The following is a 14265-nucleotide window of genomic DNA, read 5'->3' on the forward strand; positions in this document are numbered from 1 at the left end:
GCGTCAGTGCCGCCTGGGCACGTCGATCCGGTCGATATCGGGTGCGAAGCCGGAGGAGCCGCTGTCGAACGTGATGGTGTTCCGGCCCGCCGCGAGTGTCACGGGGACGCCGATGGTCTCCGTCGCGCCCCAGCCACCGCTGGAAGGGAAGATCCTGCTGGTGGCCGGTTCCCCGTTGGCGGAGATCTCGACGGACCGTTCGTCACCGGACGTGTAGGTCACATTGACGTAGTACGTTCCGGCCCGCGCGGTCTCGACGTTACCGAAGCGCAGCGCGCCGCCCTCGTAGAGGCCGCCGACCTTCCTGCCGCCGGAGCACGTACCGCAGTCGGAGACCGATGCGTTGCCGGTGAGCGTGTTGGCCGGGGACTCGGCCTCGTACGCCGTGGTCCGCAGCGGGGAGCCGTGCGGGGTGACGGTGAAGAGACGTGAACCGTGCGCGGGCAGCGCTTCGGTGATGCCGTCCTTGTGCGGGCCCAGGTCCTCGTGCTTCCACAGATCCCGGACCGACGCCTCGCCTGCGAAGCCGAGGGCGGACCAGCGGGCGGTCACCGGGGCGGGCGAGCCGCCGAGGTTGAACAGCGCCACGGTGTAGCCGCCCTCGCCGTTCTCCGAGGCCCACACCTGCTGGTCGCCGGCCGCGGTGACCGGACGGGCGGGGGCGCCCCGCCCCTGGTCGACCCGGAGCACCTCGCGGTTGGTCAGCAACGAGAGCCCGTACGCGTCCAGTTCCGTGAGGTCGTCACCCGAGTAGAGCGGCGACTTGGCGATCGACCACAGCGTCATGTAGCTCTGCCGCTCGGCCTTCGTCAGCCCGTCCATCGCGCCGTTGCCGACATCGATCGCGTCCAGGTCGTTCCAGCCGCCCGGACCCGCGTGCCGCGTCCACGCCGGGGTGTCGCGCCACCGGGTCCTCACCGAGTTGTCCCACGTCACCAGCGTCCCGCAGTAGCACTCGACATCGGTGTCCACCCGCCAGCCGTCGGAGTTCTCCTTCCAGCTGTCGGCGTAGTCGGCATCCAGCGACCAGGAGATCTCCAGGTGGATGGTGCGGCCGGTGCGCTTGATCGCCTCGTTCCAGGCGGCGACGTCCGCCCGGTTGTCGTAGTTGTCACCGCTCTTGAAGGAGCCGGGTCCCACGCCGTCGAGCTTGAGGAAGTCGTAACCCCAGTCGGCGATCAGCCGGGCCTGGGAGTCGATGTACTTCCGCGCGCACGGCCGCCCGAAGTCGATCTTGTACGAGCTGTCCCAGCCGTTCGTCGTGCGCAGATCGTCGTAGACGATGTCCCCGGTGGTGCAGCCCGGTGCGTGCCATATCGGCAGCTCGCCGCCGCCGTACCCCTCCTTCTCCAGACCGACGGGCAGATAGATGCCGGCCTTGAGGCCCTTGCGGTGGAGGTCGTCGGCGACCGGCTTCATCCCGCGCGGGAAGCGCTGGGGGTCGGCCTGCTGGCGCCCGTACCCGTCGAACTCCGGCGTCCACTCCTGATTCCGCCACCAGCCGGCGTCGATGTTGACGTACTCGTAGCCGTACGGCTTCAGTTTCGCGGCCATCGCGTCGGCCTGCTTGAGGACGTTCGCCTCGGTCAGATAGCTGTAATCGCCGGTGGGGTTGAGGCCGGGGTACGAGCTGGTCTGCATCGACCAGCTGCTCCACCCCATGAAGGGTTTGCGGGCCCGCCCCGGTCCGGTGGCGGGCGTGGGGACGGCGGTGACCGACGGTGCGGCGCGGACGGTCTCGCGTGCGGCCTGCGCCGGGAGCGCGGCGGTCAACAGGGCGGACGTGACGGCGAGGACGGTCGCGGCGCGCACGGCTCTTCGCGTGGTTCGGGCGGGGGAGGTCATGGGGGTCTCCTGCTCCGGTTGCGCGGGGACGGGGCGGCGGTGCGGACGGACCATGGCCGCCGCGTCGTATCTCCGCTGATGCGGCGGAATCTGACGGGACGTCCGGGCCGGGCAGCAGTGGCCCGCCAGCAGGCATGGCCGGAAACGTAAGTGAGTTGTTTTCCTCTGTCAAGAAACAAATACCGTCTTGTTGGCCGAGCCTTCACCACTGCGATGTCCGGCGTACCCGGCAGCGCTCCGGGGTTCCTCAAGGCTCGACATGGGCATGTCATCGCATGGCCGGCCCGACCAGCTTCGACCAGGAGGAAGCAGTGAAGAGAGAACGACGGATCCGCAAGGTGGCCTTGGTACTTGCCGCGGCCGGGATGTTGGTCCTGGCCTCACCGGGCAGCGCCTTCGCGGCTGTGCCCGGCGCTCTGCCCGCGAACGCGGACAGCCTGGAACAGACCTTCCAGCCGGCCTACGACTACGACGGAGACGGCTGCTACCCGACCCCGGCCATCGGCCCCGACGGTGCCATCGCCCCCGGGCTGAACACCACCGGCGCCGTCAACGGCAGCTGCCACGACTCCTGGGACCTGGACAACACCAACGGCTACTCCCGTTCGAAGTGCAACAACGGCTGGTGCGCGATCATTTACGGCCTCTACTTCGAGAAGGACCAGGCCGTGGCCGGGAGCGGGCTGGGCGGTCACCGGCACGACTGGGAGCACGTCGTGGTGTGGGTGCAGGACAACGAGGCGAAGTACGTCTCCACCTCGGCCCACGGGGGCTTCAGCGTGTACGGCCGCGATCAGATCCAGTGGGACGGCACCCATCCCAAGGCCGTCTACCACAAGGACGGGATCGGCACGCACTGCTTCCGTCCCGCGACCACCGGCGACGAGCCGGCGGAGAACCACTACCACGAGTGGCAGTTCCCCGACCTGGTCGGCTGGAACGGCTACCCCGACGGCATCCGGGACAAGCTGGTGCAGGCCGACTTCGGCAGCGCGGTCTTCGGTCTGAAGGACGGCAACTTCGCCGCCCACCTGGAGAAGGCGATGCCTGCCGGGATCCCATTCGACCCGAACGCCTGACGGGAGCGGCGGGGCGGCGGGCCCGGGTCAGCGGGCCGCCGCCCCGGCGGTCCGGCCGGGGAGCGGGGCGAAGAGGCGGTGGGCCGCCATCGCCGCCCCACCGCGCGCCCAGGTCTCGAACGGCAGTGGCCGCACCACGAGTTCGCACCGGGCCGCGGCGCCGAAGGCCTGATCGGCGAAGGTGCGGCGGATCTCGTCGGAGAACAGGTCGTAGGCCGCCACGCCCTCGCCGGAGATGATGATGCGCTCCGGCCCGATGAGGTTGGCCACGGACGCGATCCCCAGCCCCAGCGCCCGCCCCGCCCGGGTGAAGACGGCGCGCGCGGTGGTGTCCCCGGCCCGCGCCAGGTGTACCGCGCCGGCCAGGGACAGCTCCGCGTCCCCGGTCTGTTCCCGCACCTGTTCCACGATGGCCTGCGTCGACGCCACGGCCTCCACGCAGCCGGTGTTGCCGCACGTGCAGACCCGGTCGCTGCCGCCGACGGGCAGATGCCCCAGCTCGCCCGAGACCCCGAACGCCCCCGACACCACCCGGCCGTCGATGGACATCCCGCAGCCCACCCCCGCGCCGACCGTGACCACGGCGAACGAGGAGAGGCCCACCCCGGCACCGAACCAGCGCTCGGCGACGGTGAGGGCCCGTACGTCGTTGTCGATGACCGCCGGAATGCCGGTGGCCTCCTCGACCAGGGCCGCGAGCCGCACCCCGTGCCAGTCCAGGAAGGGGGAGTAGCGGACCGTGCCGCCCGGGCCGTCCACGTCGCCGGAGACCGTCACGCCGATGCTGTGCACCGCCGGGACGGAACCGGTCGCCTCCCCTCCGGCCGGCCCGTCTCCGGCCCCAACCCCTCGGGCCCGCCCCTTTCCGTCCGGTCCGCGGAGGGTGCCGACCAGCCGTGCGACAGCCCCGACCACCGTGCCGACGTCCCGTGAACGGAGCGGCGTGCGGTGGGTGGTCAGCGGGGTGGCCGTGAGGTCGACGAGCATGCCGATCAGCTCGTCCGACGTGATCTTGATGCCGATGAACCGGGCCCGCTCGGGCCGCACCGCCACCAGCGTGGCCGGGCGGCCGGGCTGCCGGTCGCCGGACGGCCCGAGCTCGGTGATCCAGCCGTCGTCCAGCAGCGGGGCCGAGACCTTGGTGACGGCCCCGGAGGAGAGCCCCGTGCGTCGGCCGAGCTGTGCCCGCGTCAACGGGCCCTGGGTCAGCAGGGTCTGGAGGACGAGTGCTGCGGACGGCGGCTGCCGGGTGAGGTTCACCCCGTCGAGATTACCTTCTGGTCGAAGGCAAAACGGGCGGTTCCGGGCAGTGAATTCGCCGGGAACGCGACGGTACTCCTCCGGACGGCGCTGAATATTCTGACCGTAGAAGGAAATGATCGTTGCGGCATCGCCACAGCGGAGCCCCGCCGCCGCCCACCGGTTTCGAGAGGACATGCCATGACCCGCATCACCACCCGGATCGCGCACCTGCGTGCGGCCGGGGTGAGCTTCGTCGTCGAACTCCGCGCCCCGCTGCCCCGTGTCCTGCACTGGGGCGAAGACCTCGGTGAGCTGACCGGTGACGGCCTCGCGGCCCTCGGCCTGACGGCGGACGCCGCCGCGCTCAACAACTCTCTCGACGGACCACGACAGTTCACCGTCTGGCCCACCGAGGCCGACGGCTGGTCGGGCACCCCGGCCCATCAGGGCCACCGGTCCGGGACGGCCACCACCCCGCGGGTCACCATGACGGGTGCCGAGGAACGCCCCGGCGAACTGGTCATCGACCTCCACGACGCGGACGCCGGACTCGACATCGTCCTCGCCTACCGACTGGACCCGTCCGGTGTGCTGGGGGTAAGCACCACCCTGTCCTGCCCGGCCGGCGCCCCCGGCCCCGCCCCCTACGACCTGACCGCCACCACCGCACTGCTCCCGCTGCCGGGCCGCGCCCAGGAGATCCTGGACTTCACCGGCAAGTGGTGCCGCGAACGCTCCCCGCAGCGTGGCCGGCTGGGCTTCGCCGGCCACGTCCGCGAGGTACGCCGGGGCAAGCCCGGACTGGACGCGCCCCATCTCCTGACGGTGGGCGTGCCCGGCTTCGGTTTCCGTACGGGCGAGGTCTGGGCCCTGCACGTCGGATGGAGCGGCAACCAGCGCTGGCTCGCCGAGCGGCTGCCCGAGGGCGCTGGTGTGCACGGGGGAGTCCTCGGTGGTGGCGAGCTCCTGGCGCCCGGCGAGATCCGGCTCGCCCCGGGGGACCGTTACACCTCGCCCGAATGCTTCTTCGCCTGGTCAGGCGAGGGACTGGACGGACTGGCCGCCCGCTTCCACACGATGCTCCGCGCCCGCCCCGGGCACCCGTCCACGCCGCGTCCGCTGACCCTGAACACCTGGGAGGCGGTCTACTTCGACCACCGACCCGAACAACTCCTGGCACTGGCCGACGCCGCCGCCGACATCGGGGTGGAACGGCTGGTCCTGGACGACGGCTGGTTCCTCGGCCGCCGGGACGACACGGCGGGGCTCGGCGACTGGACGGTGGACCCGCGGGTGTGGCCCGAGGGGCTGACCCCGCTGGCGGACCGGGTGCACGCCCACGGAATGCAGTTCGGGCTCTGGGTGGAACCCGAGATGGTGAACCTCGACTCGCGGATGGCCCGCGAACACCCCGAGTGGATTCTCGGCCCGTCCGCCGGTGTGGGACCCAGCTCCCGCCACCAGTACGTGGTGAACGTGGCCCGCGAGGACGCGTTCGGGTACCTGCTGGAGCGGTTGGACGCCCTCGTCACCGAGTACCGCATCGACTACCTCAAGTGGGACCACAACCGGGAACTGCACGAAGCGGTGCTGCGCGGGGCGCACGGCGCCGACCGGCCCGGGGTACACGCCCAGACCGAGGCCCTCTACCGGCTGATGGACACGCTGAGGTCCCGCCACCCCGCGTTGGAGATCGAGTCGTGCTCCAGCGGTGGTGGACGCGTCGACCTAGGCGTCCTCGCCCGCACGGACCGGGTCTGGGCCTCGGACTGCAACGATCCGGTGGAGCGCCAGTCGATCCAGCGCTGGACCGCGCAGTTGCTGCCGCCCGAGCTCATGGGCGCCCATGTCGGGGGCCCGCGCAGCCATACGACGGGCCGGGTCTCCGACGACTCGTTCCGGCTGATCACCGCGCTGTTCGGCCATGCGGGCATCGAGGACGACGTGACCGTGCGCACCCCGGCCCAGCGCGTGGCGCTCGCCCGGTGGGCGGCGCTGTACAAGGAGATGCGCGGGCTGCTGCACAGCGGACAGGTCGTCAGGGCGGACCTCGGCGACGAGGCCACCCAACTCCACGGTGTGGTCGCGCCGGACGCAGGTGCCGCGCTGTACTGCTGGGCCCGGACGGAGACTTCCGTACCGGGTCAGTCCGGCCGGGTCCGCCTCCCCGGTCTCACTGCCGGACGCCCCTACCGGGTCCGGATCCGTACGGAGGCGGGGCTGCCCGGCCTCCACCAGGTCACCGGTCCCCTCTGGTGCACGGCGGCACTCGACGGCTGGGTCCCGGTGCCGGGCGCCGTACTGACCGGCGCTGGGCTGCCGATGCCGACGCTCGACCCGGGCCAGGCCCTGTTGATCGAGGTCGCCGCTCAGCCACTCTCGGACTGACGGGCGACCGTCGGGGTACCGGCCCGCGCGGCCGGCACCCCGACGGGTGGTGTCACGGGCTCGCCGCGTCGTAGCCGTAACGCAGCGGCCCGTCGCCCGGGGGCAGGCCGAGCCGGTAGACGTACAGCGCCTCGGCCCGTACGCCGCCCGGCGCCGCCTCCACCTCGCAGGGGCGGGTGATCTGTACGACCGGCGGTCGGTCGGTGACGCGCAGGCGAAGGCCGTGGGCGGGGCCCCCGACGAGCACCGCGTGCTCCTCGTGTGTCGTGCAATCGGTGTCCATACGCATACTTTAAAGGTTGCGCAATAAAACAACTATGGGGTCCGCCCATTGCCGCACACGGCGGTCGCATCGCCGGGATGCGTACGTACCTTTCGGTGGCGTGCGGATCGGCCGTTCGCCGCGGCGGACCGGATCATCGAGGAGATCGCCGCCGCCGCGGAGGAACAGCCCGGTACCCGACCGTAGCGGTCACCGCCGGCGCGCACGTCAGGGGCGCGGGCGATGACCGAACCGCACCCCCTCCCACGGCGCGCCGGCCGGGAACGACTCCGCGCGGCGCTGGCCGGCCGGACGGACGGCGGCACGCTCGATCTCCGGCTTCGCGCCCTCGATCCGCTCCAGCCACGCCAGCAGTTCCGCGCGCAGTTCGTCGGCGACCGCCCGGTGGGAGTCCAGTCCGGCGAGGTTGTCCAGCTCGTAGGGGTCGGCCGCCAGGTCGTAAAGCTCCGTCTCCGTGTAGCCGTCCGCGTCCGCGTCGTGCCAGGCGTCCGCGTCCGGAGCCACCACCGCGTACTTCCACCGGGAGGTACGCACGGCACGGCCCACCCGGTCCTCGCTGATCTGGACGAACACCGATCCGGGCCGGCCCGGATCGCTACCACCGCCGGTCAGCGGGAGCAGGGAGCGCCCCTGCACGCCGTCCGGTACCGCGATGCCCGCCGCCGCCAGCAGCGTGGGCATCAGGTCCACCGTCCCGACGGGATGCCGGACGAGCCCGCCCCCGGTGAAACCCGGTCCGGTGAGCGCGAGCGGCACCCGGACGGACGCCTCATGCGCCGAGCGCTTGTACTCGCTGTTGCGGGTACGGAAATGGGAACCGTGATCCGCCGTCCACGCCAGGACCGTGTTCTCCTCGGTCCCGATGCTCCGCAGCGCGTCGCGGAGCCGTCCCACTCCTTCGTCGACCCTCTTGATCTGGCCGAGGTAGCCGGCCAGATGGCGGTGCGCGCCGCCTTGCGGGGCGCCCGGCGCGAGCGCGGCCAGATCCGGCGGCAGCCAGGCCCCCTCGTAGCGCTCGCGGTAGCCCGCCGGGGCCGGGTAGTCGTCGGTGGGGTTCTGGTGGTGCGGTTCCAGCAGCGAGAGGAAGAGCAGGTACGGACGGTCGTGGTGGTCGGCGACGAAGCGGATCGCCGCGTCGATGAGCGCGTCGGACCGGTAGCCGGGCAGCCGGACGGGCTCGCCGTCCTCGTCGTGCACCACCGTCCGGTACGCGTCCGAGGTGAACTCGAGCCGGTCCGAGGCGAGCCACCGCTCGTAACCGCCCCGGCTTTCGGGCGGCACGGGGCCGTCCGGGTTGTCCTCGCCCGCCAGATGCCATTTGCCGATGTATCCGGTCGCGTAGCCGGCCGCCGCGAACTCCCCGGCGAGTGTCGGGATGTCCCGGGGGAGCGGCAGCCCGTTGCGGAAGACGCCCGTCGCGGTCGGGAAACGGCCGGTCTGCAGCGCCGAACGTGCCGGTGCGCAGACGGGGTTGGAGGTGATCGCCTGCTCGAACAGAGTGCCTTCGCGGGCGATCCGGTCGAATTCGGGAGTCACCCCGGCCCGGTTGCCGTGTACCCCGGCCGTGTCCCAGCGCTGCTGGTCGGTGAGGACCACGATCACCTGTGGGGGTCCCCCGGCGGACGACGCCGAGGCGCCGCCCGCCGGAGCCGGTGCGGACGCGCTCATGCGGAGGCCGTCTCCGCGCCCTCGGCGGCCGAGGCGCCGGACGCGATACCGAAGGACGGGTCGGGAACGGCCTCCGGGCTGATGAGGGTGGAGGAGCGGCCGTCGGTGCCGACGGGGACGTCGCCGTCGATGGTGACGCGGCGCAGCTTGCGCTCGTGCGTGTCGGAGTCGTCCACGCCGTAGTGCTGGGTGGCGCGGTTGTCCCAGATGGCGACGTCGCCCACCTGCCAGTCCCAGCGCACCGTGTTCTCCGGGCGCTCGATGTGGGACTGGAACAGATCGACGAGGGCCCGGGAGTCGCGGCCGGTCAGACCGCTGATCCGCTGCACGAAGTTGCCGAGGAGCAGGACGCGCTCATCGGTCTCGGGGTGGACGCGGACCACCGGGTGCTCGGTGAGGAACTTCGTCGATGTGAAGACCTCCTTGTACTTGGCGAGGGCCTCCGGCACGGCGTTCGGACGCAGTGCGGCGTAGTCGTAGTCGTTGGAGTGGACGGCCCGCAGACTGTCCGCCAGGGCGCGCAACTGCTCCGGCAACTCGGCATAGGCGGCAGCGGTGTTGGACCACAGGGTGTTGCCGCCGTACGGCGGGATCACGACGGCCCGCAGGATCGAGAAGGCCGGGTAGGCGGGGACGAAGGTGACGTCGGTGTGCCACTGGTTGGCCCGGCCGCCGTGGTCGGAGTCGATGCCGAGCGAGTAACGGCCGTCGGCCGAGGGAACGGTGGGATGGGCGACCGGGGTGCCGAGCAGCCGGCCGAACGCCTCGTGGCTGTCCTCGTCCAGGTGGTCCTGGCCGCGGAAGAAGACGACCTTGTTGGCCAGCAGGGCGGACCGGATGGCGGTGACGGTCTCGGGGGCGAGGTCGCCGCCGAGGCGCACTCCGGAGATGACGGCGCCGATGCGGCCACCGAGCTTCTGGACGGTGATGGCGGGAGCCGGGGCGGTGGTGGTGGAGGACATGGCGAATTCCCTTCTCAGGACGCGCTCGTCGTATGCCGTCGGTGCGGCTCGGCCGATGGCGCGCCGATTAACCTTGGAGAGGAAGTAATTGGGGCGTGAGACGGCCGCGGGCGGACACGGGTGCGGTGTCCGGGAGCGGATGTGCGGTGGGACGGAATCGTCCGGGACGCGGTGAGCCGACTGTCGTCAGGCGGCGGTACAGAGGCCCGGACATGCGGGCGTCATTGCGGGGCGGCCGGTGCGGACGGGCCGCGCATCGGGAACTGCCGTCGCGAACATGTCCCGGAGACTTCCAGCGCCCGGCGGCGTACGTCAAGCACCCGCAGTCGCCCCCACGAGCGCCGGACAGTGGTTCAATCGGCGCCTGCACGCGGCCCGCACCCCTCCGGACAGATGCCGAAAACCCCTGCCTGACCTGGGGTTTCGTCGGCGCCTCTGAACGGGTGGCAGGACCGGTCGGCAGGAGGGGCGGCAGGCCCCGCGCGATTTCACGCCGCCGTAACGTTGCGACCGCCCCGGCGTCGCAGGACCGAAGGAAGGCCCCATGACAGCCGCTCCCCACATCTCCCGCGCCACCGGTGACGGCAGGCGCGAGACCAACGCCGCCACGGTGCTGCGGACCGTCCTGGACCACGGGCCGGTCGCCCGACGGGCGATCGCCGAACGCTCCGGGCTCAGCCCGGCCGCCGTCTCCCGGCAGTGCACCGACCTCGTACGGCTCGGCCTGGTGAGGGAGTTGCCCGAACTGGTGGCGAGCAAGGGTGTCGGCAGACCGCAGATACCGGTCGACCTGCACACCGGGGAGAGCGGCGGCCCGCTGGTGGGCGGCGTCCACATCGGGGTGCCCGGCTCGACGTTCGGACTGCTGGACCTGCGCGGCCGGCTGCTGGACCGGCGGAACCTTCCGCACGACGGCATCGACCCCGGCGAGTTGCCGCGCAGGATCGTCCAGGGGCTGCGCGCCTTCCTCGACGAGGCCGGGCGCGGCCGGCGGCTGCTGGGCGTGGGCGCGGCCCTGGGCGGCTGGGTGGACCCCGGCACGGGGACGGCCGTGCGGCACCAGTCGCTCGGCTGGGCACAGCGGCCGCTGGCCGCCGAACTCGCCCGTGGCCTGGGCGGACTCGAGGTGCGGGTCGACAACCACGCCCGGGCTGTCGCCCAGTCCGAGATCCTCTTCGGCCGGCCCGCGGCCCGGCGCAGCCTGGTCCACCTCTTCATCGGGAACGTGGTCGACGCGGCGTTGGGCATCGCCGGGGTGGTCCACCAGGGCCCGGGCTCCGGCGCAGGGGACGTGGCGCATCTGCCCGTACCGGACTCCACGGCCCTCTGCCCCTGCGGACGGTCCGGCTGCCTGGAGGCGACGGCGTCCAACACGGCTGTCGCGCAGACCGCCGTGCGGCGGGGGATCGTGCCCGAGCCGGACGCGTTCCTGGTGGTGGACGCGGCCGCGGCGGGCGACCGGCGCGCGGACCGGCTGCTGCGTGAGCGGGCCCGGGCGGTCGGCCGGGCCACGGCTCTGCTGCTCGATGTCCTCAACCCGGATCTGGTCGTGGTCACCGAGCACTCCAGCCTGGTCAATCCGGACTATCTGGAGGAGATCCGGGGCGCGGCGGTGGACCACTCCCACGTCTGCGGCGATCCCGAACGGATCGTCAGTCCGCATGCCGGGACGGCCGTGCTGCCCGTCGCCGCTGGCACCATTTTGCTGAACCCGCTGTTCAGAAGCCCTTTGACGGCGTCCTTCGAGTAGCCGCCCGTAAGGGGCAGAAGGCGGTTTCGTACCAAGATCCGGACATGGCAGGTTGACCGTCCGGCGAGGCCACTGTCATATTGCTCCCGTGAACCCGGACATGCGCCTCATCTCCCGCAGGCACGTCGACCTCTGTCGACAGGCCAGCGCGGTCTGTGCCGTCCACAGCTGACCCGGGCCCTCTCTTCCACAGCCCCGGCCCGGTGCTCCGGGCGTCCCGCTGACACACCGCATCCGGCTCGGGGCCCCCGCACGGGGCAGCAGTCCCGAGGTCCCGCACGGTGTCCCGGCCCGGTGGTCTGACCTCCCCCTTTCCCGATCGGTCCGTGCGGCCGCCATGCCGATTCCGTACGACCGCGGAGCGGTCCCGGAAGGCGTTCTTCGAGCTGCGCACCGCTGTCGATCAATTCCTCCCGCAGCGGAACCAACCGCGGCGGAACGAATGCGTGAACGTGCTCCGCCGTACCTCCCCTCCACCGTCCCTCACCGTCACAGGCAGGCTTCGATGACCGAGCTGTACCCCTTCACACCCCCCGGACCGTCCCGGCGCTCCACGCTGCGCGCCGCGGGCGGCGGCACCCTGCTCCTCGGACTGGGTCTGGCGGGCTGCCGCTCGGCGGTGTCGGATTCCTCGTCCGCCCCGAAGGGCGCGAGCACCGCACCCAAGCGCGGCGGCGTGCTCAACATCGCCGTCAACGCCGACTTCACCCCCGCACTGCTGTTCTCCCAGAGCGGGCAGTCCCTCCAGCACCGGTTGATCTACAACACCCTGACCCGCTACGACGACAAGCTCAGCCCGCAGCCTGAGCTCGCCAGCTCGTGGACGTACGCCAAGGACGGGCGCAGCATCACGCTCCGGCTGCGCGACGACGTCACGTTCCACAACGGCCGCAAGTTCACCGCGGACGACGTCGTCTTCGCCGTGAGGAACCTGCAGAACCCGGTACGCGCCGCTCAGTTGCGCAGCACGGCCGCCGCCATCACCGGTTTCGAGAAGCGCGGCGACCACGAACTGGTCCTCGAACTGGCGCATCGCGTCAACAACCTCTTCGACCTGTTCGAATTCATGATCATCACCGATTCGAAGACGGTCGAGGACGCCGTCACCGGCAGGACGCTGATCGGAACCGGGCCGTTCGAGCTCAAGAAGTGGAGCCCCGGCTCCGGCCTGAGCCTGACCCGGAACGACAGCTACTGGCAGCCCGGCCGGCCCTACCTCGACGGGGTCGAGCTCCGGGTGATACCCCAGGCCGACGCGCTGATCTCCTCCCTGCGCTCCGGCCAGTCCCAGCTCTCCTTCGACGTCCCCGGCAAGAGCCTGAGCGTCCTCAAGAGCGACCAGCGCCTCACCATCACCAACTACGACACGGGCGCCGGCGCCGTCTACCTCGGCGTCAACACCACCATCGCCCCGCTGGACGACCGGACGGTCCGCCAGGCGCTCGCCTGGGCCGTCGACCGCGACCGGCTGCTCGCGCAGACCCTCGGCGGTTACGGCCTCGCCTCCGCCGCCCCGTGGCCCAAGTCCTCGCCCGCCTTCACCGAGGCCCACCGCACCCACTACTCCCACGATCCGGGCAAGGCCCGGGAACTGCTGAAGTCCGCCGGCCACAGCAAGCTCGAACTCCCGCTGCTGCACCTCGCGCTGCCCGCCGACACGGCCGTCGCCGAATCCATCCAGTATGACCTCAAGCAGGTGGGCGTCCGGGTCACGCTCCAGCCCACCGACCCCGCCACCGGGCAGAAGAAGCTGATCTCCCAGGACATGCCGGCCCTGTGGACCATGGGGCACGGCTTCGCCCAGGTCCAGCCCTCCACCCTCGCCGTGAGCGCCTATCCGTTCAACGAGGCGAAGAACACCTCCAAGTACCGCTCGGCCGAGTACACCGAGGTCGTACAGGACGCCTGGACCAAGCCCGAGTCGAGCGCGGCGGTGGCCAACGCCCAGCACGAGAAGATCTCCGACATCCTGCTCGAAGAGGCCTTTCTCATCGACCTCGCGGTCCGCGGTCAGGTCCAGGTGGCCGCCGACGGGCTGCACGGCGTCACGCTGAACAAGTTCTCCTACCTCAACCTCGACAACACCTACCTGGTGTGACATGCGCGGCTACCTGCTCCGACGCCTGCCGTCCGCCCTCCTGGTCCTGCTCGCCGCCTCGTTCCTGATCTTCACCATCCTGCGGCTCGTTCCCGGCGATCCGGCCACCACCCTCGCCGGCCCGGACGCCGACGCCGCGACCGTCGCCGCGATCCGGGAGCGGCTCGGGCTCGACGCACCCCTGCTCTCCCAGTACGCGCACTGGATCGGCTCCCTGCTCACGGGCGACCTCGGGCCCTCGTACGCGATAGGCGGACGGACCTCCGACCTGATCGGGGACGGGCTCGGCGCCACCACCGAACTCAGTGTGGCCGCCCTCCTGTTCGTCATCGTGCTCGGTACGGCCTTCGGTATCCTCGGGGCCACCTCCCGCAGCCGCTGGATCCGCACCGTGATCCGGGTGACGACGACCGCCGCCCTGGCCGTGCCGCCCTTCGTCAGCGGAGTGCTGCTCGTGCTGCTGTTCGCCGTCGCCCTCGGTGTGCTGCCGCCCGGCGGCCGGGTCGCCTTCCTGACCGCGCCCGACCTCGCCGTCCAGTACCTCCTGCTGCCCGCGCTCTGCCTCGCGCTGCCCAGCGCCGCCGTCCTCGGCCGCTACCTCAAGGACGGCATCGAGCGCGGGCTCGCCGAGGACCACATCCGCACGGCCACCGCCGCCGGGGTCGCCCCGCGCCGGCTCCTGTGGCGCCACACTCTGCCGAACGCCCTCCCGCCCGTCGTCACCCTGCTGGGCATGCAGACCGGCCATCTGCTCGGTGGGGCCGTGCTCGTCGAGGCGATCTTCGCCTGGCCGGGCCTCGGCCAGCTCGCCGAACAGGGCCTCGTCCGACGCGACTACCCGGTGGTCCAGGACCTCCTGCTGCTCCTCGTCGTCGTTTTCGTCCTCGTCCAGCTGCTCACGGACCTCGTGTACGCCTGGCTCGACCCCAGGATCAGGTGGGAGTAACCCT

Annotated in this window: 11 protein-coding genes; 6 read left to right on the plus strand and 5 right to left on the minus strand. The window is 71.6% G+C overall.

Annotated features, from left to right (window positions below; genetic code table 11):
- Positions 1-3 precede the first annotated feature (3 nt).
- Positions 4-1845, minus strand: coding sequence for an alpha-galactosidase D (locus ACFVJX_RS08930; protein ID WP_384122040.1), 1842 nt, complete (start codon positions 1843-1845; stop codon positions 4-6).
- A 275-nt stretch (positions 1846-2120) separates the two neighbouring features.
- On the opposite strand from ACFVJX_RS08930, the gene ACFVJX_RS08935 reads away from it, so the two are divergent.
- Complete coding sequence (locus tag ACFVJX_RS08935; protein WP_384122037.1) at positions 2121-2924, plus strand: NPP1 family protein; 804 nt, start codon at positions 2121-2123, stop codon at positions 2922-2924.
- Positions 2925-2951: 27 nt separating this feature from the next.
- On the opposite strand, the gene ACFVJX_RS08940 is transcribed toward ACFVJX_RS08935, so the two are convergent.
- Positions 2952-4184 (minus strand): ROK family protein, encoded by a 1233-nt coding sequence (locus ACFVJX_RS08940; protein ID WP_384122035.1) that lies wholly within the window; start codon positions 4182-4184, stop codon positions 2952-2954.
- 180 nt (positions 4185-4364) lie between these two features.
- On the opposite strand from ACFVJX_RS08940, the gene ACFVJX_RS08945 reads away from it, so the two are divergent.
- Positions 4365-6554: an alpha-galactosidase gene (locus ACFVJX_RS08945; protein WP_384122033.1), complete on the plus strand. Its 2190-nt coding sequence runs from the start codon at positions 4365-4367 to the stop codon at positions 6552-6554.
- A gap of 52 nt (positions 6555-6606) precedes the next feature.
- On the opposite strand, the gene ACFVJX_RS08950 is transcribed toward ACFVJX_RS08945, so the two are convergent.
- From ACFVJX_RS08950 to ACFVJX_RS08960, 3 genes are all read right to left on the minus strand, one after another.
- Positions 6607-6837 (minus strand): hypothetical protein, encoded by a 231-nt coding sequence (locus ACFVJX_RS08950; RefSeq protein WP_384122030.1) that lies wholly within the window; start codon positions 6835-6837, stop codon positions 6607-6609.
- 207 nt (positions 6838-7044) lie between these two features.
- A complete protein-coding gene (locus ACFVJX_RS08955) occupies positions 7045-8505 on the minus strand; it encodes a sulfatase-like hydrolase/transferase (RefSeq protein WP_384122028.1) in 1461 nt (486 codons plus the stop codon).
- Positions 8502-9467, minus strand: coding sequence for a TauD/TfdA dioxygenase family protein (locus ACFVJX_RS08960; protein WP_384122025.1), 966 nt, complete (start codon positions 9465-9467; stop codon positions 8502-8504). The genes ACFVJX_RS08955 and ACFVJX_RS08960 overlap by 4 nt, the downstream gene beginning before the upstream one ends.
- 544 nt (positions 9468-10011) lie before the next feature.
- Between ACFVJX_RS08960 and ACFVJX_RS08965 the strand changes: the two genes are divergently transcribed.
- The 4 genes from ACFVJX_RS08965 to ACFVJX_RS08980 all read left to right on the plus strand — a co-directional run bounded on the left by ACFVJX_RS08965 (position 10012) and on the right by ACFVJX_RS08980 (position 14261).
- Complete coding sequence (locus tag ACFVJX_RS08965) at positions 10012-11217, plus strand: ROK family protein (protein ID WP_384122023.1); 1206 nt, start codon at positions 10012-10014, stop codon at positions 11215-11217.
- Positions 11218-11317: 100 nt separating this feature from the next.
- Positions 11318-11389: a putative leader peptide gene (locus tag ACFVJX_RS08970; RefSeq protein ID WP_317824983.1), complete on the plus strand. Its 72-nt coding sequence runs from the start codon at positions 11318-11320 to the stop codon at positions 11387-11389.
- Positions 11390-11722: 333 nt separating this feature from the next.
- Positions 11723-13315, plus strand: coding sequence for an ABC transporter substrate-binding protein (locus tag ACFVJX_RS08975; RefSeq protein ID WP_384122021.1), 1593 nt, complete (start codon positions 11723-11725; stop codon positions 13313-13315).
- 1 nt (position 13316) lies between these two features.
- Positions 13317-14261: an ABC transporter permease gene (locus ACFVJX_RS08980; protein ID WP_384122018.1), complete on the plus strand. Its 945-nt coding sequence runs from the start codon at positions 13317-13319 to the stop codon at positions 14259-14261.
- Positions 14262-14265 lie beyond the last annotated feature (4 nt).

The sequence above is a fragment of the Streptomyces sp. NPDC127177 genome, from assembly GCF_042672475.1.
Classification (GTDB): domain Bacteria; phylum Actinomycetota; class Actinomycetes; order Streptomycetales; family Streptomycetaceae; genus Streptomyces.